This window comes from Bacillus sp. FSL K6-6540, from assembly GCF_038007545.1.
The window spans coordinates 2,645,708-2,671,631 of the sequence record NZ_JBBOXH010000001.1; the positions used below are offsets into that span (position 1 = coordinate 2,645,708).

Annotated in this window: 17 protein-coding genes; 11 read left to right on the forward strand and 6 right to left on the reverse strand. The window is 50.9% G+C overall.

The genetic code is table 11. The annotated features are described in order from the left end of the window. Positions 1 to 322 precede the first annotated feature (322 nt). The 10 genes from MHH82_RS11830 (at position 323) to MHH82_RS11875 (ending at position 14,058) form a co-directional block, all read left to right on the forward strand. Positions 323 to 2,101, forward strand: a complete 1,779-nt coding sequence (locus MHH82_RS11830; RefSeq protein WP_015734598.1) for an ABC transporter ATP-binding protein — start codon at positions 323 to 325, stop codon at positions 2,099 to 2,101. Further along, positions 2,098 to 3,963, forward strand: a complete 1,866-nt coding sequence (locus MHH82_RS11835; RefSeq protein WP_015734599.1) for an ABC transporter ATP-binding protein — start codon at positions 2,098 to 2,100, stop codon at positions 3,961 to 3,963. The genes MHH82_RS11830 and MHH82_RS11835 overlap by 4 nt, the downstream gene beginning before the upstream one ends. 141 nt (positions 3,964 to 4,104) lie before the next feature. Beyond that, entirely contained in the window at positions 4,105 to 4,566 is a 462-nt protein-coding gene (locus MHH82_RS11840; RefSeq protein ID WP_009591358.1) for a GNAT family N-acetyltransferase, read from the forward strand. Between the two features lie 344 nt (positions 4,567 to 4,910). Beyond that, positions 4,911 to 5,669 carry a CAP domain-containing protein gene (locus MHH82_RS11845; RefSeq protein ID WP_192572443.1) on the forward strand — a complete coding sequence of 253 codons (759 nt, stop codon included), beginning with the start codon at positions 4,911 to 4,913 and terminating at the stop codon, positions 5,667 to 5,669. 145 nt (positions 5,670 to 5,814) lie between these two features. Then, positions 5,815 to 6,666: a GDSL-type esterase/lipase family protein gene (locus MHH82_RS11850; protein ID WP_015734601.1), complete on the forward strand. Its 852-nt coding sequence runs from the start codon at positions 5,815 to 5,817 to the stop codon at positions 6,664 to 6,666. Positions 6,667 to 6,700: 34 nt separating this feature from the next. Further along, the gene (locus MHH82_RS11855) at positions 6,701 to 7,669 is read left to right on the forward strand and encodes an ABC transporter ATP-binding protein (RefSeq protein ID WP_015734602.1); all 969 of its coding nucleotides are present in this window, start codon (positions 6,701 to 6,703) and stop codon (positions 7,667 to 7,669) included. Next, on the forward strand, positions 7,662 to 8,651 hold the full coding sequence (locus MHH82_RS11860; RefSeq protein ID WP_015734603.1) for an ABC transporter permease: 990 nt from the start codon (positions 7,662 to 7,664) through the stop codon (positions 8,649 to 8,651). Before MHH82_RS11855 ends, MHH82_RS11860 begins: the two co-directional genes overlap by 8 nt. A gap of 114 nt (positions 8,652 to 8,765) precedes the next feature. Beyond that, the gene (gene parE, locus MHH82_RS11865) at positions 8,766 to 10,745 is read left to right on the forward strand and encodes a DNA topoisomerase IV subunit B (RefSeq protein ID WP_009591364.1); all 1,980 of its coding nucleotides are present in this window, start codon (positions 8,766 to 8,768) and stop codon (positions 10,743 to 10,745) included. Positions 10,746 to 10,756: 11 nt separating this feature from the next. Then, on the forward strand, positions 10,757 to 13,216 hold the full coding sequence (gene gyrA, locus MHH82_RS11870) for a DNA gyrase subunit A (protein ID WP_036665571.1): 2,460 nt from the start codon (positions 10,757 to 10,759) through the stop codon (positions 13,214 to 13,216). A gap of 410 nt (positions 13,217 to 13,626) precedes the next feature. Continuing rightward, entirely contained in the window at positions 13,627 to 14,058 is a 432-nt protein-coding gene (locus MHH82_RS11875; RefSeq protein ID WP_015734605.1) for a MarR family transcriptional regulator, read from the forward strand. 153 nt (positions 14,059 to 14,211) lie between these two features. On the opposite strand, the gene MHH82_RS11880 is transcribed toward MHH82_RS11875, so the two are convergent. The 5 genes from MHH82_RS11880 to MHH82_RS11900 form a co-directional block, all read right to left on the reverse strand. Continuing rightward, complete coding sequence (locus MHH82_RS11880) at positions 14,212 to 15,573, reverse strand: lytic polysaccharide monooxygenase (protein WP_015734606.1); 1,362 nt, start codon at positions 15,571 to 15,573, stop codon at positions 14,212 to 14,214. A 410-nt stretch (positions 15,574 to 15,983) separates the two neighbouring features. Next, positions 15,984 to 16,703 carry an RluA family pseudouridine synthase gene (locus tag MHH82_RS11885; RefSeq protein WP_340965774.1) on the reverse strand — a complete coding sequence of 240 codons (720 nt, stop codon included), beginning with the start codon at positions 16,701 to 16,703 and terminating at the stop codon, positions 15,984 to 15,986. A 4-nt stretch (positions 16,704 to 16,707) separates the two neighbouring features. Next, positions 16,708 to 17,571, reverse strand: a complete 864-nt coding sequence (locus MHH82_RS11890) for a class I SAM-dependent methyltransferase (protein ID WP_015734608.1) — start codon at positions 17,569 to 17,571, stop codon at positions 16,708 to 16,710. A 124-nt stretch (positions 17,572 to 17,695) separates the two neighbouring features. Beyond that, positions 17,696 to 18,214 carry a GNAT family N-acetyltransferase gene (locus MHH82_RS11895; RefSeq protein WP_340965776.1) on the reverse strand — a complete coding sequence of 173 codons (519 nt, stop codon included), beginning with the start codon at positions 18,212 to 18,214 and terminating at the stop codon, positions 17,696 to 17,698. An 83-nt stretch (positions 18,215 to 18,297) separates the two neighbouring features. Further along, positions 18,298 to 20,259, reverse strand: coding sequence for an endonuclease MutS2 (locus tag MHH82_RS11900; protein WP_340965778.1), 1,962 nt, complete (start codon positions 20,257 to 20,259; stop codon positions 18,298 to 18,300). A gap of 554 nt (positions 20,260 to 20,813) precedes the next feature. Here MHH82_RS11900 and pepF point away from each other — a divergent pair. Beyond that, positions 20,814 to 22,613, forward strand: coding sequence for an oligoendopeptidase F (gene pepF / locus MHH82_RS11905; RefSeq protein ID WP_036665565.1), 1,800 nt, complete (start codon positions 20,814 to 20,816; stop codon positions 22,611 to 22,613). Positions 22,614 to 22,727: 114 nt separating this feature from the next. Here pepF and MHH82_RS11910 read toward each other — a convergent pair whose 3' ends face one another. Further along, a complete protein-coding gene (locus MHH82_RS11910) occupies positions 22,728 to 25,742 on the reverse strand; it encodes a PAS domain-containing protein (RefSeq protein WP_340965780.1) in 3,015 nt (1,004 codons plus the stop codon). Positions 25,743 to 25,924: the final 182 nt, after the last annotated feature.

Genomic DNA, 25,924 nt, shown 5'->3' on the forward strand with positions numbered 1-25,924 from the left:
CATATTTTTATCCGCTGCAGCGAACGCGAATAGGATGAAACCAGCTTAGGATATTACCCTTTTTCAAGCATGTTCAAAAAAGTCGAAAATAGCGGATAAATCCTAACGGTTGAAGGGACTGACAATGTGATTATATCCCCTAGTAATGATGAGAATTCCCGATGATTTCATCATGAAACAATGATAAGTTATACTATTTGCCCCCTTTAGGTCCTTTTGGCTCATTTATGACGGTTTTCTCTCTTTGCCGCGGGTTCGGGTCGATGATAAACTTCATAAATGCTACATAACCTGAACGTAAAAAATCCAAAGGAGGATAAACATGAATGTTCTCAGGCAACTGCAGGGCTTCTTTTGGGAGAAACGAAGTTATCTTTTTCTTTCCATTCTGTGTCTGGCGATTGCAACCGCTTTAGGTCTTGTCTATCCGCAGCTGTTAAAAGTGCTGATTGACGATGCAATCAAGCTGGAGAATTACGGCATCGTACCGCAGCTGGCACTCACCGTGCTGGGCGTGGTCATCCTTAAAGCTTTCATGCAGTTTTTGCATGGATTCTTTGGAGGGAGGCTGGGGAATTACCTGGCTTACTCGTTGCGAAACGCCTGCTATGAAAAGTTGCAATTTCTATCGTTCCGCTATTACGACACGGCTCGGACAGGGGATTTGATGTCGCGGCTGACGGGGGATTTGGAAGCAATCCGGATGTTTATCGGCTTCGGTTTTGCCCAACTCCTCAACCTCGTACTGATGGTGACTTTCGGTTCCATCATGATGTTCACCATCAGCTGGAAATTGACGCTGGTTACTTTGGTAGCGATGCCATTTCTGGTGTTCGCAGCTCTCAAATTCGAGTCCAAGATCCATCCGGCGTTCCAGGAGATGCGCCTGGCGCTCAGCTCGCTGACTACCGCGGTTCAGGAGAATATTACGGGTGTTCGTACCGTTAAATCCTTTGCTCGCGAGCCTCACGAAGTGGAGAAATTCTCCGAACGGAATGAGCGTTACAAAACCAATCAGATATTCGCCTCTTCCCTGTGGGCCCGTTATTTCCCGATGATGGAGCTCTTTGCGAATGTCAGCGTCGTCATTTTGCTTGCCGTCGGGGGCGCCATGGTTATCCAAGGTTCCATGACGGTAGGGGAGCTGGCAGCATTCTTCACCTTAATTTGGTACATAATCGGACCTCTTTGGGGGATCGGGTTCCACATTAACAACTATACGCAGTCGAAGGCTTCGGGTGAACGGGTGCTGGAGCTGTTGAATCAGCCCATTGATGTCGAAGACCGTGAGCGTGCGGTAGATTTGGTGCCAAGCCAGGTGAAGGGTCATGTCGTGTTCGACAATGTCACCTTTGCTTACGGCAACAAGATGGCTGCTGTCAAAGATATCAATCTGGATGCTCGTCCCGGCTCCGTGATCGGTTTGCTGGGGGGAACAGGTTCAGGAAAGTCAACCATTATCCAGCTCTTGATGCATGCTTATAACGTGAATCAGGGCAGCATCAAATTAGACGGCGTGAACATCAACGATATTAAGGTCCGGAGTCTGCGCAGCCAGATTGCAACGGTCTTCCAAGAGACTTTCCTGTTCTCGTCCAGCATCCGCAACAATATTTCTTACGGGATGAAGGACGTCAGCATGGATGAAATCATTCGGGTAGCCAAGCTGGCCAAGGCACATGACTTCATTATGGAAATGAAGGATGGCTACGATACCATTGTCGGTGAACGGGGGATGGGTCTTTCCGGCGGACAGAAGCAGCGGATCGCGATTGCCCGTGCCCTTCTGAAGGACCCGAAAATCCTGATCCTGGATGATGCCACCAGCGCAGTGGACATGGAAACAGAGCATGAAATCCAATCCGGTTTCCAGGAAGTCATGAACGGCAGAACGACCTTTATTATCGCTCACCGTATTTCTTCCTTGCGTCATGCGGATGAAATTCTCGTTCTGGATGAAGGTAGAGTCGTGCAGCGCGGCAAGCATAACGATTTGATTGCGGTGCCGGGACCTTACCAGGATGTGTACAAAATACAATATGCGGACCTGATTGCGAAGCAAGCTCAAGCAGGAGGTACGCCAGGGCAGGTGCAAGCATGAACGCCAATGTAAATACTGAACCGCATCAGAAGCAAAAGATTCCGAGGCCGCGGAAGCCTTCGGAAGAAACCAATGAACGTTTTGTATACAAGGACGACGATGCGATCGAGAAGCCGTTTAACTGGACGCAGCTGACGCGTCTGATCTCGTATATGAAACCATATGCCAAACAGATTCTCCCGTTGATCGGGCTCATGATGATTATCGGCACGATTACGAAGCTTGCCATTCCATTCCTGACGAGTTTGGCTATTGACCAGGCCATTGACCCGAAGGAAGGAAATCCGAGCCTGACCCTGCTGTATCAGATTACGATCGCCGTTCTGGCGATGTATATCATTCAATGGGTTGCCGGGATATTCCGGATCAAGTTTACGAATATCATTGGTCAGCGGGTTATCTATGACCTTCGAGCAGATTTGTTCCAGCATATACAGCGCCTATCCTTTAATTTCTTTGACAAGCGTCCGGCGGGATCCGTGCTGGTTCGCGTTACGAATGATGTCAACTCCCTGCAGGATTTGTTTACGAACGGGGTTGTCAATCTGATCATCGACTGCGTACAGCTGGTCGGCATCGTTGTCATCCTGCTGTTGATTAACTGGAAGCTTGGCCTGGCCGTGATCGTGACGGTACCGATCATGTTCTTTATCTCTACAAAACTCCGTGTGCGCATCCGGCGTGCATGGCAGGAAGTACGGATCCGGAACTCGCGGATAAACTCCCACTTGAACGAATCCATTCAGGGAATCCGCGTTACCCAAGCTTATACGCAAGAAGAAGAAAATATGAAATTTTTTGATAACATGAACCTGGACAGCAAAAAGTCCTGGGATAGGGCGTCGGCCATGAACCAAGGGTTTGGGCCTCTTATCGAGATTACCGGGGGGTTCGGTTCCCTGATCTTGTTCTGGCTTGGTGCCGTATTGATTCAGCAAGGCGAGCTCACGATCGGTCTGTTGATTGCCTTTACCCAATATGTCGGGAACTTCTGGGAGCCGATCAATCGGCTCGGCCAAATGTATAACCAGCTGCTTGTCGCGATGGCATCGTCCGAACGTATCTTTGAATTCATAGACGAGAAGCCGAGCATCGATGATCAGCCTGGCGCGAAGAAATTGCCGACCATTAAAGGGGACATCAAGCTGGAGAATGTGGTGTTTGAATACGAAAAAGGACGCCAGGCTCTAAAAGGCATCAATCTGGACGTGAAGGCAGGCCAGTCGATTGCGTTGGTCGGTCATACCGGATCAGGCAAAAGTACCATCATTAATTTGCTCAGCCGCTTTTATGATATTACGGACGGTAAGCTAACCATCGACGGGTACGATATTCAAACGGTGACGGTAGAAAGCCTCCGGAATCAGATCGGCATCGTGCTGCAGGATACCTTTATATTCTCGGGTACGATTCGGGATAATATCCGCTTTGGCCGTCTGGATGCGACCAATGAGGAGATTGAAGACGTGGCCAAGGCTGTGGGCGCCCATGAGTTTATAGTCCAGATGCCGGGCGGCTACGATACCGAGGTCGAGGAACGCGGTAACATGCTGTCCATGGGGCAGCGGCAGCTGCTATCCTTTGCGAGGGCGCTCCTTGCCGACCCGCGGATTTTGATTCTGGATGAAGCAACGGCAAGTATCGATACCGAGACGGAATTAAAAATCCAGAGTGCCCTTAAAGTGCTGCTTCAGGGACGTACCTCCTTCATCGTGGCGCACCGATTATCAACGATCCGCCATGCCGATCATATCGTCGTGCTGGATCACGGGAAGATCATCGAAGAAGGAAATCACGACCAGCTTATGCAGAAGCAGGGGACATATCATGGGCTGATTGAAGCACAATACCGATTTTTGTAAAAACGGCTTAACAAAGGTTTAACAAAACGGACACAAATGTAAAAAAAATGTCGCTTGATACTTGCAATCTTCTTCATAAACTTACAAAATAGAAGTAGAGTTTACTCAGAATTCATAGAAGAAGGGAAGCATGAGGGTATAATGAGCATCGAAAGCGTAATTTCTGCGCCTGCACTGCTGATTCGAAACTTTGAGAAGAATGATTTGGAAGCTGTCACGTCCTTGATGCGAGAACTGAATTATCCGACCACGCTCAACGTCATGCGTGAACGGATGGAGTCCATGAACGACAACCCGTTATACGGCAACCTGGTTGCCGAGGTTGATGGAGACGTCGTCGGCATGATCATGCTTCGTCAAGTCAAATCCTTCACTATGACCGAACCGGTCACTCAAATTACTTCGGTTATTGTAACCTCAAGCTACCGCGGCCAAGGAATTGGCAAACGACTGATTCGCGGTGCAGAGACATGGGGAAGACAGCATGGTAGCCACCTCTTGTTTCTCACAAGCGGCAACCGGGAAGAACTTGCTCCCGCACATGCATTTTATGAACATATTGGATTTGAAAAGGCTGGTTACCAGTTCAGCAAAAAGCTGTAGCCTGGGCCTTTTCATTAACCCACCCCGTTTTCGGGGTGGGTTTTTTCTTGTTATGACCTAGATTCTATGGAAGTTTAGAAGATTTTACCCGATTATCAAAAATACAAGGAATTCATTCGACCAGGACCGGTATTGGTTTCTGGGGCCCTGAGCATAAAGTAGGAATTCAAGGACTCCTTTCCAACAATTGTAGGATTGCCGAAGGTATCAAATGTGTTACAATGTGTTCGTACCTGATTACAAAAATGTAACCAATGCCTGACCGCCCCACACCCATCAAGTTCAACATCTTAGAACGGCGGTCAAGCAAACTCTACAACTATGAGCATAGGAGATGAGTATTCATGAACAACCATTGGATAAAGAAAATCGCAGGCGGCAGCATCGCGGCTGTATTGGCTGTTGGCATCATGCTGCCGACAACGGCTTCGGCTGCACCTGCTGATAGCAATAATTATGTAAACTGGCAACAGAAGATCCAGAAATTCCTGGAGAGCCAAGGCTTGGAGTCGCAGTTTAAATGGGTGGTCGTCCAACAACCGCAAACGGAAAAGCCTCAGGCGGACAAGCCTGCAGAGACGCCTCAAACAAGCAAGCCTGAGACCAGCAAACCGGAAGCAAGCAAACCGGAAGCAAGCAAACCGGAAGCAAGCAAACCAGAAGCAAGCAAACCTGTGAGCAAGCCATCTACGACTCCGTCCCAGCCTTCCGAATCTGCGGGCACAACGGAGCAATCGAATTTTGCTTCCGAAGTTGTCAACTTGGTGAACCAAGAGCGTTCGAAAGCTGGCCTGAAGCCGCTCACGGTACATGCCAAGCTGACAACGGTAGCACTGGACAAAGCGAAGGACATGAGCAATAACAATTATTTCAGCCACACTTCGCCAACGCACGGCTCTCCATTCGACATGATGAAGGCTTACGGCATTTCTTACGGCTATGCCGGCGAGAATATCGCTAAAGGGCAGCGCACGCCGCAGGAAGTCATGAACTCTTGGATGAACAGCCAAGGTCACCGCGAAAATATCCTGTCTCCTAATTTCACCATGATCGGTGTGGGATATTACAACGGATACTGGGTTCAGGAATTCATCAGCCAATAAGCACGGATCTTGTTTTACATGATAAGGCTGCCCCGGGCGCGCAGAAAACTGCGTCCGGGGCAGCCTTCTTTGCGTGTTTTGATTTGCAAATTTTTTATAGAAGTCTTAAGGTAATGTACATGAGGATTTTTGTAGGGGGAATGTCATGAAGTCATCTGCATGGATATGGCGTATCACGGCCTCCGTGTCGATTATCGTAACGATTGTGCTTATATTCGGTTTCGTGTATGCGTTTAAGGATATTAATGATCCTCAAGGTCAGCCCTTGCTCACCGGCGGCGAATCCGCCGCGCCAGGCCAAGAGACTGCGCCGCCGAAGCCGGAACGGGCTCCGTCGGAAGCGGTGCTGCCAAATGATCTGAAAGTGACGGCGATCGGAGACTCGCTTGCCAAGGGAACGGGGGACAGTACCGGGGGCGGTTTTGTCCGCCGAAGCGTCGAACAATTGAACGGCGATGGACGAACGGCCAGCCTGCTGGCCAATCTGGCGATAAACGGAATGACCACCGAGGGACTTCTCCCTAAGCTGGACGACAAGGGAATACAGTATGCCTTGAAGGAAGCCAACGTCATTATGCTGTCTATCGGGGGCAATGATATCTTTCAAGGAAGCGGGCTGATGGAGGGGGCGGCGGATGCCGGCGAGCTGGAGCTCGATCCAGCCATGCTGATGGGCGCATTGCCGCAGGCCTCCGAACGCTTGCAGACAATTCTTGAGAAGATTCGGGATATTAATCCGAATGCCCGAATTGTTTATATCGGCTTGTATCATCCCTTTTCCGATTTGGAAGAATTGCTGATACCCGGCAATGTCGTGGTCTCAGCATGGAATCATGCGGTCATGGAGCTCGTAAACCGGGATCCCAATATGACGCTTGTCCCTACATTCGATTTGTTTCAGCATAAGCTCGGCGAGTATCTGTCCACGGACCATTTCCATCCGAACGGGGCAGGATATCAGGCCATCGCGGATCGAATTGTAGAAGGTATGCTGTAACATGAAGAGGATGTCAGGTGGGAGATGGAAATCGATGAATGAACAAGCGCAGGAAATCGTACTATCCGTCCAGCATGTAAAAAAGAAAATCGGTCGAAAATGGATTATACATGATGTGTCGTTCGATGTGCGCGCGGGCGAAATATTCGGGTTCCTGGGGCCGAACGGGGCAGGAAAAACAACCACGATCCGAATGCTTGTGGATTTGATCAAGCCGTCATCCGGCAGGATCGAGGTCTGCGGTTACGATGTGAACCGCCAGCAGGAGCAGGCGCTGCGCTATATTGGATCCATCGTGGAGAATCCGGAGATGTATTCGTATTTGACCGGCTGGGAAAATCTCGAGCATTTTGCGAGAATGCAGCCCGGTATTAACGATCAGCGGATACAGGAAGTTGTGGATACGGTCAGGCTTGATCGAAGAATCCATGACAAGGTCAGCACTTATTCACTTGGCATGCGGCAGCGTTTGGGGATCGCCCAGGCCTTGCTCGGCAGGCCGAAGCTGCTTATTCTGGACGAGCCGACGAACGGTCTTGACCCGAAGGGAATCAAAGAAATGCGGCAGTTCATCCATCAGTTGGCCGAGGAGGGCTTGGCTGTATTTGTTTCCAGCCATCTGCTGAGCGAAATCCAGCTGTTATGCGATCGGGTAGCCATCATCAGCAGCGGAAGGGTGCTTGCGGTAGGCGAGGTCGATGAATTGATTGCCGGCAGCAGCGATCATGTCATCTGGGATCTGAATCCCGCCGTGCAGGGTAAACGAATTCTGCAGAAGCTGGATTATTGCGAGATCGTGGACCGCCCGGAGGATGTGCTTGACGATAATGTACTGGCAGGCATGTCACCGGATGCCGTTGTGACCCGAATGCATGCTGCACATGCATCAAGGGCTGTGGAAAGGCTGGTTGGCGCCGGCGTGCAGGTCCGGGAGGTTCATCGGATCAATCCTACGCTGGAGCAGCTGTTCCTGCAGATGACGGAGGGTGAGAGCATTGAGTAATCTGTTGCCCCTGATCAAGAACGAATGCATCAAAATTATCAAGCGTAAGCGGTTTTATGTGGTTCTTCTGGTTCTCCTCGTCCTAGTGCCCATGTTTACATACGCCCAGATGAAGTCCGCAGAACGGAGCCGGGAGAAGTTCAACAGCGACTGGCGGCTTGAGCTTCAGCAGCGGATCACGGATAATGAGAATTCGCTTAGCAGTGACCGGGTGCCGGATGAATGGAAACGATATCGGCAAATCTTTATTCAGCAGATGCAGTATTATTTGCAGCATGATGTGAATCCTAATCAACCAAACGGGGTAACGTTCACGCGGGAATTTCTGAACAATGCGATATCCTTGTTTATCCCGCTGCTCATCATGGCCATTGCTTCGGATATCGTTTCCGGAGAGCGGACGACCGGCACCATTAAGATGCTCCTGACAAGGCCGGTAAAGCGCTGGAAAGTGCTGCTGAGCAAACTGGTAGCCTTGATCATGTTCACGTCGCTCATTGTCGTTTCCACCTTTGTCATCGCTTACCTGATCTCGGGTCTCGCTTTCGGCTACAAGGGGTTTGACATCCCGGTATTCACGGGTTTCCAAATTGTCGGGTCAGACGTGGATATGTCCGGCGTTCATGCGGTGCCCCAATGGAAGTATTTGTTGATGCAGGGCGGTTTGGTCTGGTTTGTCGGCGTATGCGTCGGCATGCTGGCTTTTATGGTATCCGTCCTGGTTCGAAGCACGGCGGCCAGCATCGTCATTATGATGGCGGCATTGATCGCCGGAAATATTCTGACGAATATGGCGTCGGCATGGAGCAGCGCCAAATATTTGTTCATGGTAAACCTGAATTTGACCAGTTATTTGGCGGGCAATTTGCCGCCGATCGAGGGCATGACCTTGAATTTTTCCCTTGCCGTATTAGCCATTTGGGCGATTTGTGCGGTTATTGTTGCATTCAGTGTCTTTACGAGAAGGGATATCTTGAATTAAAATGGACAAAGCATGAAACATTTGTTTGCATTTTTTAGAGAACCGCGTTCTTCTAAAATATTGAAATGTAGAAATAGAAAACACGAGATACGTGAAATTGAAGGAGGAGCATGAATGGTCGAACAGATCGATATGTTTGCAGAGTCATCAAAGAACGGCGGTACTAACCGTTCAGGATACGATGCTGACGACATTCAAGTGCTCGAAGGCCTTGTTGCGGTACGCAAACGGCCAGGCATGTACATAGGGAGCACAAGCTCGTCGGGTCTGCATCATCTGGTATGGGAAATTGTGGACAACGCCGTAGACGAGCATTTGGCCAAGTACTGCTCGAGAATTGAAATTACTTTGCATAAAGACGGATCCGCGACGGTATACGATAACGGACGCGGTATTCCGACCGGGATGCACAAGACCGGCATTCCCACGCCGCAGGTGGTATTCACCATTTTGCATGCCGGCGGCAAATTCGGCGGTTCCGGATACAAGAAGTCCGGCGGCCTTCACGGCGTTGGCGCATCCGTAACCAATGCGTTGTCCGAGTGGCTGGAAGTGGAGATTTACCGCGAAGGTAAAATTCACCGCCAACGCTTCGAGTATTGGCAGGACAAAAAAGGAAAAGAGCATGTCGGAGAACCGGTAACCGGTCTTGAGGTTCTGGGCAATACGAACAAAACAGGGACGAAAATCACGTTTAAACCGGACGCGCGCGTGTTTACCTCGGGAACGCATTTGAACTACGACACGCTTGCAGAGCGCTTACAGGAGATTGCCTTCCTGAATTCAGGACTCCGAATAGTCTTGAAAGACGAGCGGAGCGGGAATGGGGAAGAATTTTTTTATGAAGGCGGCGCAAGCCAGTTCGTCCAATTTTTGAATGAAGGCAAGGACGTGCTGCACGATGTGATCCATTTTTATGCCGAGAAGGATGACATCGAAGTCGAAATCGCCCTTCAATATAATGCAGGATATACCGAAACGCTGGCCTCGTTTGTTAACTCCATCCCGACGCGCGGGGGCGGTACGCATGAGACGGGCTTCAAGACGGCGTATACGCGCGTCATGAACGATTATGCACGGAAGAACAATCTTCTCAAGGAAAAGGACAAGAATCTGGAGGGGAATGACCTTCGGGAAGGCATGATGACCGTAATCAGCGTCAAGATGGCTGAGGTCGAATTCGTGGGTCAGACGAAGGACCAGCTGGGAAGCGCCTCTGCGCGGAGCGCGGTGGACAGCATCGTTACCGAGAAGATGCAAATTTTCCTAGAGGAAAATCCGCAGGTCGCCCAAACGCTGCTGAAGAAGGCCATTCAAGCCTCCAAAGCGCGCGAAGCGGCCCGGAAGGCAAGGGATGAGATGCGCAGCGGCAAGAAGCGCAGCGAGAGTTCCAATCTCGGCGGCAAGCTGACACCGGCTCAGTCCAAGGATTTTTCGCGAACCGAATTGTTCATTGTCGAAGGGGACTCCGCTGGCGGCTCGGCAAAGCAGGGGCGGGATTCTAAGATCCAGGCGATCCTGCCGCTTAAAGGGAAGCCGATGAACCCGGAAAAATCCAAGCTGGCCGACATCCTGAAGAATGATGAATACCGTGCGATCGTATCCGCGATCGGCGCGGGGATCGGTACGGAATTTACAGCCGGGGACAGCAATTATTCGAAAATCATCATCATGACCGATGCGGATACGGATGGAGCCCACATTCAGGTGCTGCTGCTTACGTTCTTCTACAGGTACATGAAACCTCTGATCGATGAAGGCCGCGTGTATCTTGCGCAGCCTCCACTGTATAAAATCGCCAGCAAATCCGGCAAGCTGGAAACCGTGCGGTATGCCTGGACGGATGAGCAGCTGGCTAATTATTTGAAGGAATTCAAAAATTTTGAGCTGCAGCGCTATAAGGGACTGGGCGAGATGAACCCGGAGCAGTTATGGGAAACGACGATGAACCCGGAAACACGCACCTTGCTGCAGGTTCAAATCGAAGATGCCGCCAAAGCGGAGCGGCGCGTGTCTACGCTGATGGGAGATAAGGTAGATCCCCGCAAGCGGTGGATCGTTGAAAATGTCAACTTCGCGGAGTTTGAGGAATAGAAGGTGAATGAATGAGTTTATCGGAGCAATTTTTGCCGGCATTTCTGGAAGAGGTTGTAGGTGACCGATTTGGCCGGTATTCCAAGTATATAATTCAGGACCGGGCGATCCCGGACGTTCGTGACGGCCTGAAGCCCGTTCAGCGTCGGATTCTGTACGCCATGTACGATTCGGGTAACACACCGGATAAACCATACCGCAAATCGGCGAAAACCGTCGGGGATGTCATGGGTAACTACCATCCGCACGGGGACTCATCGATTTATGAAGGCATGGTTCGGATGGCCCAGCCATGGAAAATGGGACATGTGCTTGTGGACGGTCACGGAAACTGGGGTTCCCAGGACGATGATCCGGCAGCAGCGATGCGTTATACCGAGGCCAGGCTGTCGCCGATTGCCATGGAGCTGCTGCGCGATATCGAGAAGCGAACCGTGCTGTTCAAGGACAATTTTGATAACACGGCGAAGGAGCCGGTTGTGCTGCCTTCGCGGTACCCGAATCTGCTTGTGAACGGAGCTAGCGGGATTTCCGCGGGCTTCGCCACCGAAATCCCGCCTCACAATCTGCGGGAAGTAATCGATGCGTGCATCGCCGTCATGCAGAAGCCGGAGATCGAGCTGGACGAGATCATGACGTTCATAAAAGGCCCGGACTTCCCGACCGGCGGTATCATCATGGGCGGCGAAGGCATTTTGGATGCCTATCGGACAGGCAAAGGCCGGGTCTATCTGCGATCCAAGACGGACATTGAATCGCTTCGTGGTGGTAAACAGCAGATCGTCATCACGGAAATTCCTTATCAGGTTGTTAAGTCGAGACTGGTTACGGCAATGGAAAACATTCGTCTTGAGAAAAAAGTCGAAGGCATCGCCGAGGTTCGGGACGAGAGCGGACGGGAAGGGCTTCGCATCGTCGTGGAGCTGAAGAAGGATGCCGACGCGAACGGGATTCTGGCTTATTTGTTCAAGAAAACAGACCTGCAGATTACGTACAATTTCAATATGGTTGCCATCGTGAATAAAACCCCTCAGCAGCTGGGGCTTAAAGCGATGCTGTCGGCCTATATCGACCATCAGCGTGAAGTCGTCACCCACCGGACGCAGTTCGAGCTGGAGAAAGCCGAGGATCGGGCTCATGTATTGGAAGGCCTCGTCAAGGCGCTCAACATACTGGACGAAGTGATTGCGGCTATTAAGGCTTCCAAGAATCGCCAGGATGCCCAGAACAATCTGCAATGGATGTTCGGTTTCACGGAGAGACAAGCTGACTCGATTCTGACGCTGCAATTATACCGTCTTACCAACCTTGAAATTCATTCCCTGCAAAAAGAGCTGGACGAGCTGACAAAGAAAATCGAGGGCTTGCGTGCGATTCTCGACAGCGATAAGAAGCTGATTGGCGTCATTCGCAAAGAGCTGATCGAAATTCGGGAGAAGTACGGCATCGACCGGCGTTCGGTTATCCAGGAAGAAGTGGAAGAGATCAAGGTGAACCTTGAAGTGCTTGTTAACGCCGAGGATGTGCTCGTAACCTTGTCGAATGAAGGCTATATCAAGCGTACCAGCATGTTATCCTTCACCCGCAGCGGAGGTGAGCTGGAAAGCTCAGGCGTCAAGGAAGGGGATTACATCACGCGCTTGTTTGAAGTCAATACCCTGGAGAATCTGCTGATCTTCACGAGCCGCGGGCAATATTTCTTATTGCCGGTGCATCAGGTTCCGGAGTACAAGTGGAAAGATGCCGGTACGGCCATTGTTAACGTGATCCAGGTACCGAAAGAGGACCATATCGTATCGGTCATCCCGGTTTCGAACTTTGACGAAGCGGGCAAATCGCTTGTCTTCGTGAGCCGCAAAGGGCAAGTGAAGCGGACAGATCTCAAGGAGTACGTAACCAAACGGTCTGGCGCGGTTGCGGCTGCGAAGGTAGCTGCGGAAGACAGCATCATCCAGGTCGTTATGAGTGACAGCAATAAGGATATCGTGCTGATCTCGAAAGAAGGGATGAGCATCCGCTTCAATGAACAGGAAGTCAATGCCATGGGACGCGTTTCCGGTGGGGTTCGGGGAATCCAGCTTCGAGACGGGGACGAGGTCGTTGCGGCATTATGGGTGGAGAACGATGAAGGCGAAATTTTGACCATCACGGATCTTGGATACGGCAAACGAAGCTTGCTGTTGGATTATCCGGCCCAAAGCCGCGGCGGAAAAGGCATGGCCACGTTTGAGTTCAAGGAAGGCAAGCGGGTGAAGCCTAACGGCAGCGCCATTGTCGGCGCGTTCTATTGTCGCGAGCCGCTGCAGATTAACGCTTATAGCGAAGACGGGCAAGCTTTCCCGATTCACACGGAGAAAGTTCCGATTATGGAGCGTAAATCGATTGGTAAACTACTGGCCGATGTCGGCAAGAACGGGCAGATTGTCGATTTGGTCAGTCTCCCGCATGCAGAGTTAGGCAAAGAAGGTTAGGCAAGAGCGAGCCTTTCCTTTAATTCGGATATGGATTGAATAGAGATGAATGGACGAAAGCACCTTCGATGAACGGTTGTCGGGGTGCTTTTGTTGTATTTAGCGTTGGATGACGCATGTTTAAATTTATACTATTTGACATATGTCTGGCGCTGTCGAAGTAAGGTGAATGTTGAGAAACGCCGTCACACAAGGCATGACGGGTTTTGTCGCTTGATTGGAAATTATATTTTTTAACGAAAAAAGAAGGATATTGGCTGGCATCCAGCGAAAAGTTAATCCTATAAACTATTATGAAAATCATGACGCTGGCTCAAACGGAAGTTCATTCATCAGAGTACAGTTCCGCAAACTCAGATAGTATTTCGATGTTTGATCATGACAGACATAACGGAAGGGACGGGATAAACATGCATACTGCCGAATTCGCCAAGGTGTGGTCCAAGCTGGCCAAGGATTATAAACTCCATATGGAAGCCGGATTGGCCCCGACATTGACGGAGTCGCAACTCATGGTGCTGGAAGTGCTCGCTGAGCAGAAGCGGATGAAACCTTCCGATTTCATTCCTTACCTGGCTACAAGTCCGGCTGCCGTAACGATGCTATTGGACCGGATGGAGAAGAACGAATTGATCCAACGGGAACGGGACGCAAATGACAGACGGATCGTCTGGGTGACGATATCCTATAAAGGACGCGAGGAATATACGCGAGGATTACAGGTTAGGGAGGAGTACCTTTCCCGGATTCTGAACCGCATATCCTCGCATAATCAACAGCTGCTTGTCTATCTATTGGGAAAGATCAGCACGGCTCCTCAGGAGGTTCTGGTCGAGGCGTAGGCATTATTGACCCAGCACCCTACATGGAATGCACAGAAGCCCCCGTGTCTGGCTGCCTGCGGCAGCTCCGACTTTGGGGGCGGTTTCATTGTTTTGCTAATATTGCTTTCTAGTCACGTGGTCACTAACGAACCTTGGCATAATTTGATGAAGTTAAGACTTAAGCAGCCATAAAGCCGGCACGTTAGCGGGTTCCCATCCAGGCAGGGACGTATGGGCTTGGCGGCACTCATAGGTTTTGCCTCCATACGTGACCAAAGCTCCCTGCTGGTATGAAGTATTCGGAGCCCAGGCCGGAGTTTCCGGTACAGAGCCGTCCGCCGTGGTGACTTGCAGCTCATTGCTGGCTGGGGATACGTTGCCTGCCGCATCGCGTGCTTTTACGGTAAAGCTATAGGTCGTGTTTGGCGATAATCCGCCAACTGTATAGGATAGCGTGCTGCCGGACACCGTCGTAACCAGCGTGGTGCCCCGATATACCTCATAGCCGCTTACTCCGACGTTATCCGTGGAAGCGTTCCAGGCTAATGATACGCTTGTGGACGTCGATCCCGCAGATCGTAAATTGGCAGGAGCCGTCGGAGCTTGGGTGTCCGGAACGGGATTTGATGTGCTGGCGGTTAGCGGGCTGCTCGCCTGTGATACGTTGCCTGCTCCGTCACGGGCTTTTACCGTAAAGGTATAGGAGGTGCCTGCTTGCAGGCCGGTAACGGTGTGGCTCAGGGTGGATCCGGATACCGTTGCCACTAGATTGGAGCCTCGATAGATTTCATAGCCTGTGACTCCTACGTTATCCGTAGAGGCGTTCCAGGCGAGCGAAATGCTGCTGCTTGTAACCCCTGTGGTTCTCAGATTCGCCGGCACGGTCGGTGCCTGCGTGTCCTGATTGCCGCTGCCGTTATTCAGGTTCACGTCGATCACGTTATAGAAGGCATTGCCCGTATCGGCGATTTCCCATACGGCGAGGATGAGATAGTAGCCGGTGCGGTCGGTAGGTACGTTACAAGTATGGGTTACGGTGTTCGGCGGTTGTTTGCCGCCGTCATTGAAGGAGCAGAACAATTCGAGATCTGCGCGTGCGAGGGGTTTGCTGGAATCCCAGCCTTTTTTCGTAATATAATATTTCCAATCGGATGTAGCATGGGCTGCGGTCAGCACCCACTTAAACGTGTTCGGCCCGCCGTTCATGTTTACCTTGCTCCAGCGGGTTGGCGTCTGTTCATACAGTTCGGTAAAGATTCCGGCACCGGTGATTTGGCCGTCCGCCGGTCCGCCGATCGGAAAGTTCCCTTTCCCTTCCAGGGAATGCGGTTCATAGATGATTCTGCCGCAGTTGACGTTCTCGCCAAGCTTGCACTTATAACCACGACTGGCCGGTGATTCGATATAACCATGAGCGGAAACGCTGCTTGCCGTAATGATCATAATGGTGAAAAACAACAGTGTGCTTCCTAAAAAAATCCACAGCGGTTTCAAATGCAAGCGGTGATTTGTTTGACACTGAACCTGATCCATAACAAATACCTCCTTGAATATTGAATTTGAAATTCAGCGGACTCCTGTTGCTGATCAAACCTCCTTATGCTGCGGGTTTACTTGCTCTGCACAAAACAGGAACGAACCGGCTATCGACTCCATTCATGAATAATCCTTGATCATCCTCCTCCTCGGCAACCGTGATCTATATAAACCCCAAGATGAGGTTCATACCATGATTGTACAAATCAACTAAAAAATGTTAATCTATTCTGGTTACTATTCTTTGCCATTCTTTGTTAAAAGTAAAGGGATAATATATTATGATAGAGGGATAAAATATTACAATATTTGTAATTAGTTACATAGTCATAGCATTAGGCGTAGACATACAAAAAAACGAAATCCAATGATGGATTTCGTTTTTTAAAAATTCATTGATAGGTTCGTCATGTCGATCCCAGCTGGTCCATATTGAAGATACTCCAGGGATAAACGGAAGGCGGCATGGAACGAATGGAGATGTCCTCTTTGGTAACAGGGTGAGGGAATCCGACCAATACGGACCATAAGGCAATCTGTTGGCCGGCCTTGTTCACCTTGCTTCCATACTTCTGATCGCCGAACAGCGGATGACCCGCATGGCTGAGCTGTACGCGTATTTGGTGTGGTCTACCCGTGTGCAGTTCGATCCGGACAAGACTTACGCCTTCCGCTGCTTGGAGCACCGTATAATCCAGAATGGCTTCCTTGGCTCCGTCCGTCCCTTTGGAGGTAACGTGGACGGTGTTGGTTTTAGCATCCTTGTACAGCATGTTCACGAGCCGGCCTGAAGTTTTCGCTGGAACACCGTGAACGACCGCTACGTACTGCTTACGGAAGCTGCGGCTCCGGACGGCCTCCGATAATCGGGATGCGGCTTTGGACGTCTTGGCGAATACCATCGCTCCGCCCACGGGACGGTCAAGGCGGTGCACCAATCCCAAAAAAACGTTCCCCGGCTTGTTATAACGCTCCTTGATGTCCTGTTTCAGAATGGTCAGCATGTCGGGATCGCCGGTAGCATCCTCCTGCGAGGGGATGTTGACCGGCTTGGTTACGCCCAACACATGATTATCTTCGAATAGAATCGGCACGGCCGGATACGATGCTGGTCCCCGTCTGCTCATCGAATCAGGACTCCCATCGGCCCAGGATGCCGCATGGCAGGTTCATGCCGGAGCGGGTGATCGGCAATCCGATTTCGCCTGCGCTGATCAGTCCGCCGTACTTCGGCTTCATGGTCATGGTGAGCATGTTGTTCAGAACGGTCGGGGAGATGCCGGTCGTGTAGGAGTTAATCAGCATGAACAGCGGGTTATCCGATACGATGCTCATGCAGCTTTCGAGAAATGGATACAGGCTTTGTTCCAGCTTCCACGTTTCTCCGCTTGGCCCGCGCCCATAAGAGGGAGGATCCATAATAATCGCATCGTATTTGTTTCCCCGACGCTGTTCCCGCTGAACGAATTTAAACACGTCATCCGTAATATAACGGATAGGGCGGTCAGCCAGGCCGGACAATGCCGCGTTTTCCTTGGCCCATTGAACCATCCCCTTCGCAGCATCCACGTGGACGACCTGAGCACCGGCAGAGGCCGCAGCGACGGTAGCTCCACCCGTATAGGCGAACAGGTTCAGTACGCTGATCGGACGACCGGCGGAAGCGATTTTGTCCATCATCCAGCGCCAGTTCGCAGCCTGCTCCGGGAACAAGCCGGTATGTTTAAAATTGGTCGGTCGGATATGAAATTTCAATTGGTCGTACGAGATGGTCCATCGATCCGGCAGCTGCTTTTTCATGTCCCATTGCCCGCCGCCGGACGAACTGCGGTGATAGTGCCCGTGTACATTTCGCCATTGTCCGTCTTCACGTTCAATCGGCCAAATGATCTGCGGATCCGGACGCCTTAGAATGACATCGCCCCAGCGCTCCAGCTTCTCACCGCCACCGGTGTCGATGACCTCGTAATCTTGCCAACCTTGAGCTACATACATGTTGAAAACCATCCTTCAAATAGTCATTTAGACTTTATTGTACAACATATTGAAAGCTGAATGCCACCAAGTATTCCCCGCCTTAACCCAACCACTCGGATGATAAGGGTCTATGAATTTCGGTTTACCCCAAATTTTCGAATGCGGAATGAAAACGGAATTCGCCATGAAGGTTATGAAGTGCGCCTTGCTGAAGCTCGGCGACCATGAACACCTCATCGGAAACGGCGAATTGGGATATATCGATTCCATGGTTTCTGGCCTGGACAAAACCGTAGCGTGGATAATACGACGGATGCCCGAACAGAAACACAAGCGGATAGCCATGCGAGAGACACCGCCGTTTCCCCTCTTCAATCAGTTGCCCGCCGATCCCCTGGCGTTGATACTTCGGAAGCACAGCCAGCGGTCCTAGCGCAGCTACCCGATGGGTATGACCGCCGTCAAGAAGGCTCCCCCGGCTAAACATAATATGCCCCTTGATGATCCCGTTCTCTTCGGCAACCATGGACAATTCCCTTTCGAAAGCTCCGTCTTCCCGCAATCGTTGTACCAGGATCGCTTCTTCCTGACCGGAAAAAGCCTGGATGAGCAGTTCGTTGACCTGCTCATAATCATTCTTGGTTTCGGTACGTATGTTCATCGTTATCTCTCCTTCAACATATGGTTCATGTTTCTTCATTTCGTTATCCGTACAATCGTTCCAAATTATCTATTCAGGAATCGTTACTCCGGCTTCGTTTCAATTTGCAATCCTTCAACATGCTTGCGCTTCATCAAATTGCGCTTCTTCCGGTTCTCTTTGCTTTCAAAGACGATATCCAGATCATAATCCTCCGGGTAGAGATCCTTAGCCGCAATATAGGGCTTCAACCGTTTATGGTTGATTTTCAATCGCTCCTGTTGAATCATGACACCGATATGACCTCTAGCGTCCATGGTTTCATAAACGGTGCCGCTTCGTTTCAAATATGGCACATAGACCCGATCTCCAAGCTGATAAAGGGAAGAGGCGGGGGCTTCGTCTTCTTTATTCTTGTCGTCTACGGGTTGATCCGGACCCTCGATAGGGAAGGAATCGTATTCACCCGGGGTTGGTTCTCCGGCCCGATCTTCGGTGCCCGAGCTATCCTCGTGACTGTAGGCCGCAATACCTCTTGTCGTCCCCGCCTCCGTGATTTCCCGTGATCTGGCAATGATCGCTTCCGGAATCCCCAGCTTAGCAGCGATGACAAAAGCATAACTGTGACCGGCTTCACCAATCCGCAGGTGGTAGAGCGGCTCGAGGGTGTCGGCATCAAATTCCATGCGGGCATTCTCAAAGCCTGCCGTGCGATCGGCAAAATTTTTGATTTCGGTGAAATGGGTAGTGACCACGACCGTTGCTTGACGTTGAAACAGCTCTTCCAAAATGGCGATGGACAACCCGACGCCTTCACCCGGGTCCGTTCCGGAAGCCATTTCATCGAGCAACACCAGCGTGGACCTGCCGGCCGTCTGCAAAATGTCGCGGATGTTGCGGATATGGGCCGAGAATGTGCTCAGGGCATGCTCCAAACTCTGCCCGTCCCCGATATCGACGGACACCTCGTCAAAGACGGCACAATGGCTGCCTTCCGCTACGGGAACCAGCAAACCGGACTGAACCATAATGGTGATCAGCCCAACCGTCTTCAGCGCTGAAGTTTTGCCGCCGGTATTTGGACCCGTTATGATTAAGGTTTTATATCGTTTCCCGATGGTGAAGTCCAGCGGTACCATGGAGGAGCCGATTAAAGGGTGAACCGCGGATTTGAGATGGATGAATCCCTCCTGGTTCAGATCCACATTGCGCCCTCCAATGGAAATCGCGTATTTGCCCCTGGCTATGATGTAGTCGTAGATTCCGACGGTATCGGCGTTGGTTCTCAGTTCGTATTGATACTGCTCGACGAGTGCCGTCAAATCGCTCAGCACTTTGGTTTCTTCCCGGACCTCATCGGCTTGCAGGTGGTTCAGTTCCATCTGAAGCCCCTGCATATCGGCAGGTTCGATAAATACCGTCTGCCCGCTGGCCGATTCATCCAGAATCGAGCCGCTCACGGCTTTTCGGTGCTCCTTCTTAATGGGCAGCACGTAACGTCCTCCGCGTTTGCTGACGACGTGCTCTTGCATGATCCCTTTGTAACGGCTCATCAGGCTGTCGAGCTTACGCTTGATCCGTTCCTCGGTTACGATGATTTTTTTGCGGATTTTCGCCAGGTCTTTGCTGGCGCCATCCACAACGCGGCCGGCATGAATGCTGCGTTCGATTTCGGACAGGAGCGGGCGCAGCTCATGCATGGAAGAGGCGTAGGAACTGATCGTCGGAGCAATGCTGCTCTTGGCGGCCATATATTGAATGAGCTGACGGCAGCTTCTGAGATACTGGACCAAATGGCCGAAATCGCGCTCGGACAGGACATATCCGGTGCCGAGCAAATCCAGGATCAACTCAACGCCCTCCAGTGAGGAAATAGGCACGCTAGCCCCGCTTTGCAGCAGGGTTTTGGCTTCCTCCGTTTCATTGAGCTTATTACGGATGGCCTTCATCTGGGTGAGGGGGGTCATCTTCTGAATGTGCGAAATGCCCAGATAGGATACGGCAAAGCGTTCGAGTTCGGTGCGTATTTTCTCATACTCCAATTTGTTTAATGCCAATGGCTTCATGGGTTACATTCTCCTTTAGACTAAAATGGTTGAAGGTAATACAACGCAAAAAAGGCGGAAAGCGAACTACTCAGGTTCGCTTTCCGCCCAAAGACCGTTATTCCGATGGATATGGCGTGGGACAGCTCCAAATAACCCCGCTGAGTAGAGAGGGGAGACCCAAAAAATCCGTGCTGAACTCAGCACGGATGACCATATCATATCGAAATAAACCCTAAAGGGGCTTCAATTGATATCCGCAGTTCTTAACTAATTCAACGGACGAAATGAGAATCCATCAAAAAATAAACATATCCCTAATCAGGAAATGCCCGGAATTTTACATTTCGATCCATATGAAATTGGGTTAGTTAAGAACGACCACCGACATCAAAATCTCTCCTTTAGATAAGAGTATGGATTAACTATATCCATAAACAAGGTCGGAAGTCAAGGCTTAAATGAGGAGGCGTTTCCCGTATAAAACTGTGATAAGATGGAAGGGTGAAGCTGCTGCTAATCCTTAAGCCGTGCAGCAGCCAGTGATCGCTTAAGACAGGAGAGGAGCTGTATCCATGGGGAAATTGCTGACACGAAGTGAGGTTCCAATCGAGGCTACCTGGAATCTGGATGATTTGTTTGTCTCGCAAGAAGAATTTGAAGCGGGTCTCAAAGCGCTTGAATCGCAAGCTGCTCAATTGACGCGGTTTAAGGGCAGGCTAGGCGATGGTGCATCTGTACTTCTCGAATGCTTGAATGAACAGGAAGCGTTGATGGAGAGCATCGGCCGAGTCGGGGCATATGCCAGACTGCGTCAGTCGGAAGACGGAACCAACCCGTCCAACCTGGCGAATTCGGCCAAAACGGGCGATGTGTTGTCCCGCATCCAGTCCTCCTTAACATTTATTGAATCGGAGCTGCTGGATCTCCAGGACGGAACCATCGAGCATTACATAACGAAGGAAGAAGGGCTGGCGCCTTATGCCCGAAGCTTGACGCTGCTGCTGGAGTCCAAGCCTCACCGCTTGAGTCCTGAGACGGAGAGCGTGCTTGCATCGCTGGGCGAGGTGCTCGGTTCCCCTTACCGCATCTATTTGCGCAGCAAGCTGTCGGATATGACCTTTGATGACATTCAAGTGAATGATGAAACCAAGCCGGTCTCGTTCCGTCTGTATGAGAATTCCTACGAAATGTCCGAGGATACGGAGCTTCGGCGCGAAGCCTATGCGTCTTTTACGAAGTCGCTGCAGGGGGCGCGTCACACTTTTGCCGAGGCGTATGCCACGGAAGTGAAGAAGCAGGTGGTGCTGTCCCGGCTTCGCGGGTTTGACTCCGTTACGGACATGCTGCTCAAGCCTCAGCAAGTGACAATGGATATGTACACTCATATCCACGATACGATTCTGAAGGAGCTTGCTCCGCATATGCGCAGGCTGATGAAGCTGAAGAAACGCGAGCTTGGTTTGGATCAGATGCTGTTCTGCGATTTGAAAGCGCCGATGGATCCGGATTTCAATCCAAGCGTAACCTATGAAGAAGCTTGTGCCACCATTTCCAGCGCCTTGTCGATTCTTGGTCCCGAATACGGCGAGATCGTTGAATCCGCGTTCTCCAAGCGCTGGGTGGACTATGCCGATAATATCGGCAAATCTACCGGAGCGTTCTGTTCATCGGTTTACGGAGTGCATTCCTATATCCTGATGGCATGGGCGGACAATATGCGCAATGCCTTCACGTTAGCACACGAGGTAGGGCATGCGGGCCATTTGATGCTCGCTGCTCGCTATCAACGCATCACCAATGCCCGTCCGTCCATGTATTTTATCGAAGCGCCGTCAACGATGAACGAGCTTCTCTTGGCGGATCACTTGCTAAGTCAATCCGAGGATAAGCGGATGCGGCGCTGGATCATTCTCCAACTGCTGAGCACCTATTACCACAATTACGTGACGCACCTTCTGGAAGCGGAAATGCAGAGAAGGGTATACCGCCATGCGATGGCCGATGAACCGATTACGGCAGACAAGCTGTCCGAGCTTAAGGGCGCAGTGCTTTCCGATTTCTGGGGAGACGCCGTGGAACTGGACGAAGGCGCGAAGCTTACTTGGATGCGGCAACCCCATTACTATATGGGACTATACCCTTACACCTATGCGGCAGGCTTGACCGCTTCAACAGCTGCGGCGCAGCTGATCCGCGAGGAGGGCCAACCGGCCGTGGAGCGATGGCTTCAAGTGCTCAAGGCCGGCGGCAGCAAGAGCCCGCTGGAATTGATGGCCATGGCGGGCGTCGATATGTCCACGTCGGAGCCGATCTCCAAAGCGGTGGCTTATGTAGGCAAACTGGTAGACGAACTGGAATCCCTGTACCAATAGAACGAAACCGATCACTCGGTACGTAAAACGAGAAAAAAGGTGGTCCACAGCATAAGAAGCCGTGGATCACCTTTTTTTGACGCAGATAGATTGAGAACGAAAAGTGACCGAATGTTACGGGTTTGTGTGAACATCCTGCAGCGTATGGGTCGGAATCGTAAAATAAAAGGAAGAACCGACATTTTCACGGCTCTCGACGCCAATCACGCCGCCCATCAGCTCAACCAGCTTTTTACTGATCGCAAGCCCTAATCCGGTACCGCCGTATTTTCGGTTCAAGGATGGATGCAGCTGCGAGAAGGAAGTGAACAGCTGATGCTGGAGCTCAGGCGCTATGCCGATTCCCGTATCCTTTACTTGAAAAGCAAGCGTGAACTCTTGGGTGCCCGTCCTGCGAAGTCCTTCCACGTTCAACGTTATGCTGCCTTCATGCGTGAACTTGATGGCATTGCTGATGAGATTCACAAGCACCTGCCGCAGCCGCAGGGCATCGCCGATAATCACGTCGGGGACATTGGCGCTGTTGATGTTGAACGATAAGGACAACCCTTTTTCCTTGGCTTTCGCCGAGAATAAATCAACGACGACTTCGAGCAAGGAGCGCAAATCAATCGGTTCATGATTAAGGGTCATATTGCCGGTCTCGATTTTACTGAAATCGAGGATCTCGTTCAGGATGTGCAGCAGCGAGCCGCTGCTCTCCATGAGAATATGGATGTAATTCTGTTGGTCTTCGTCTAGCTCTGTCGTGCTTAACAGCTCGATCATCCCGATAATGCCGTTCATCGGCGTCCGGAGCTCGTGGCTCATCATGGTGAGAAACTCCGTCTTTGCTTGATCAGCCCGTTCGGCGTTCTCCTTGGCGCGGATGATCTCTTTCTCGTCCGTAATATCGCGGAATACCATGACGGCGCCTTTGCGCTCTCCTTGATCCCAAATCGGATTAACCTGATAATCGGCTAAAAAGCTGGTACCGTCTCCTCGCCAGAGTACGATTTCGGCTCTGGACAGCGGTATGCCTTGTTTGACTGCTTGAACGAGAGGAGAATCTTCCCCGCGATAGAAAGTACCGTCATGGCGAATTTCCTTGATGATCTGGTCGCACGGTCTTCCAATGGTCGTTGCAGGTTCGTAATCAAGCATGGCTGCCCCGGCCGGATTGATGAAAGCGACTTGACCGTGAATGTCCAGACCGATGATGCCCTCCGATACCGTATTCAGCAACAGGGTGAGCTCCCGGCTGAGCTTCTTGATCTCTTCCATCGTCCGAATGCGTTCGGTGATGTCCCGGGTAATGCCATAAACGCCGACGACTTCGTCATCCACGAAAATCGGAATGTTGATGGTATTGATTTCGATGGGACGTCCATCCTTATGAATGATGGTCAGATCATAGCTTTGGGGTATGCCTTCCTTCGCTTGATTAAAATGAAACAGCGTGCGAGCCTTGTCTTTTTCTGCTACAATCGGCCCGAAATACATCCCGATAAGCTCGTCTAGCGTATATCCCGTCAATTCCTGGAGATTCTGGTTGGCCGTTATATAATCACCGTCCAAATTCATAGAGTATACGGCCGATGGATTGTACTCGAACAGGGAACGGTAGCGCTGCTCGCTTTCCTTCAGCTTAAATTCCATTAATTTTCGTTCGGAAATGTCGCGGGCAATCGAAATAATTTCATTCTTCTGACCACCCTGCGTGCTGATATATTTGCAATTGACCTCAAACCAGATGTGCCTGCCATCCTTATGTATATAGCGGAAGGTGATCGGTGTGAGCATTTTGCCTTCCAGGCAATTCTCTAAATAGTCCTGTAGCGGCGCAATATCCTCAGCGTATACGTAGTCAAAAGTACTGGTGCCGACCATCTCTTCGGGGCGATACCCGAGCAGGGCGTAGCAGGAAGGGGAGCAGTAAAGAAACGTAAAGCAGTCAATGGTGCTTCGCGATATGAAATCGAGCGAATTTTCGGTGATGAGCTTGTACTTATTCTCATTCTCCAGCGACTGCTGTTCGATCATCACCTGTTCGGTAATATCCTGTGCCATGCCGACCATCTCCATAGGTCTTCCTTCGTTCGTAACGGTGACCTCCCACTGGGCTCTGATGGTTCGGAGTTGTCCGTCTTTAAGCTGGATCCGGTATATGATTTCGTCTGCTCTACCCTGTACGGCCGTGCGCACAACCTGTTCCAGCCGTTCGCGATCCTCCGGAATGACCAGGGACATCAGCGTGTCATGATTCGGCTCGATGGCATTGATCTGATACCCGTAAATTCGCCTCATTTCATCGCTGTAGGTAAGCGTATGCGTGATCAAGTCCCAGCGCCAGGAACCGATCTTGGCAATCCGCTGCGCATGGGCCAGCGTATCCTCATCCGTTTTACGTTTGGTTATGTTTCGTCCTATGGCCAGTACCTTGTCAATTTCACCTTGAGCACCCCGAATGAGCTGAAACGACGTTTCAAACCATAAATAATGTCCTTCCTTATGGCGAATGCGTCGAACGAAACTATCATTCTCCGAAAATAGTTTGCCTGGTTCCTTCATTTGCTCGGAGTCGACTTGATGGTAGTATTTACCGCGGTGTTGGCCCATCATTTCCTCTTGGGTGTACCCCAGTATGTCAGTGGCAGAAGGTGAGATATATTCGATAATGCCGTCGGCGCTGCTGATGGATATGAGGTCTTGTCCGCTTTTTGAAATCAGTGCCAGCAGCTCGTCATTCTTGATGATCGGCGGCAAAGTCGTCCCCTCCTGCACGGTCCCGGGTTCCAGGCAGCACATGATCCACGGTGTCCTGTCTCGTGAGGGGGGCTCCAGCAGGGAGATACTCATGGCGACATGCACTTGGCGCCCGTCCTGGCGAATAAAATATGATTCTCTTGAGAGAGTGGACGTTGGGTCATATATCAATGATTGCAATATTTGTTGAAAAGATAGGTTGGATAGAACTTGGATTTCGGAAGGTTTGAGCTGAAGCAGGTCAGAACGCTTGGATTCCGTTATTTCGCAGAATCGGTCGTTCACCATCGCAACAGGCTCGTCAACCGCAGAAATCAGGATCGCCCCAAAAGGCAATTTGTCAAACATCTGTTCCCAGACCCAATTCTCCGCTGTTTGCATCATGTTAATAATTGCCTCCCTAAGCTAAGCTATACCATTTGATCATAGAGGATAGGATCGCTCTATCGCAATAGAAAATACCAAAGTTAAATATTGACTGGAAATCCGGGCACGCGAAAGCCAACCGATAAGGGGAGCATTCTTATGGCTGGCCAAGTTCAAGCTAACAAATGCTTCATTTTTGA

Bases quoted from the DNA above. Each gene is read 5' to 3' on its own strand.
- MHH82_RS11845 (WP_192572443.1), top strand. From the start codon at position 4,911: ATGAACAACCATTGGATAAAGAAAATCGCAGGCGGCAGCATCGCGGCT.
- MHH82_RS11855 (WP_015734602.1), top strand. From the start codon at position 6,701: ATGAATGAACAAGCGCAGGAAATCGTACTATCCGTCCAGCATGTAAAA.
- MHH82_RS11850 (WP_015734601.1), top strand. From the start codon at position 5,815: ATGAAGTCATCTGCATGGATATGGCGTATCACGGCCTCCGTGTCGATT.
- MHH82_RS11900 (WP_340965778.1), bottom strand. From the start codon at position 20,259: ATGAAGCCATTGGCATTAAACAAATTGGAGTATGAGAAAATACGCACC.
- MHH82_RS11885 (WP_340965774.1), bottom strand. From the start codon at position 16,703: ATGAGCAGACGGGGACCAGCATCGTATCCGGCCGTGCCGATTCTATTC.
- MHH82_RS11880 (WP_015734606.1), bottom strand. From the start codon at position 15,573: ATGGATCAGGTTCAGTGTCAAACAAATCACCGCTTGCATTTGAAACCG.
- MHH82_RS11910 (WP_340965780.1), bottom strand. From the start codon at position 25,742: ATGATGCAAACAGCGGAGAATTGGGTCTGGGAACAGATGTTTGACAAA.
- parE (WP_009591364.1), top strand. From the start codon at position 8,766: ATGGTCGAACAGATCGATATGTTTGCAGAGTCATCAAAGAACGGCGGT.
- MHH82_RS11830 (WP_015734598.1), top strand. From the start codon at position 323: ATGAATGTTCTCAGGCAACTGCAGGGCTTCTTTTGGGAGAAACGAAGT.
- MHH82_RS11890 (WP_015734608.1), bottom strand. From the start codon at position 17,571: ATGTATGTAGCTCAAGGTTGGCAAGATTACGAGGTCATCGACACCGGT.
- pepF (WP_036665565.1), top strand. From the start codon at position 20,814: ATGGGGAAATTGCTGACACGAAGTGAGGTTCCAATCGAGGCTACCTGG.
- MHH82_RS11875 (WP_015734605.1), top strand. From the start codon at position 13,627: ATGCATACTGCCGAATTCGCCAAGGTGTGGTCCAAGCTGGCCAAGGAT.
- gyrA (WP_036665571.1), top strand. From the start codon at position 10,757: ATGAGTTTATCGGAGCAATTTTTGCCGGCATTTCTGGAAGAGGTTGTA.
- MHH82_RS11840 (WP_009591358.1), top strand. From the start codon at position 4,105: ATGAGCATCGAAAGCGTAATTTCTGCGCCTGCACTGCTGATTCGAAAC.
- MHH82_RS11895 (WP_340965776.1), bottom strand. From the start codon at position 18,214: ATGAACATACGTACCGAAACCAAGAATGATTATGAGCAGGTCAACGAA.
- MHH82_RS11835 (WP_015734599.1), top strand. From the start codon at position 2,098: ATGAACGCCAATGTAAATACTGAACCGCATCAGAAGCAAAAGATTCCG.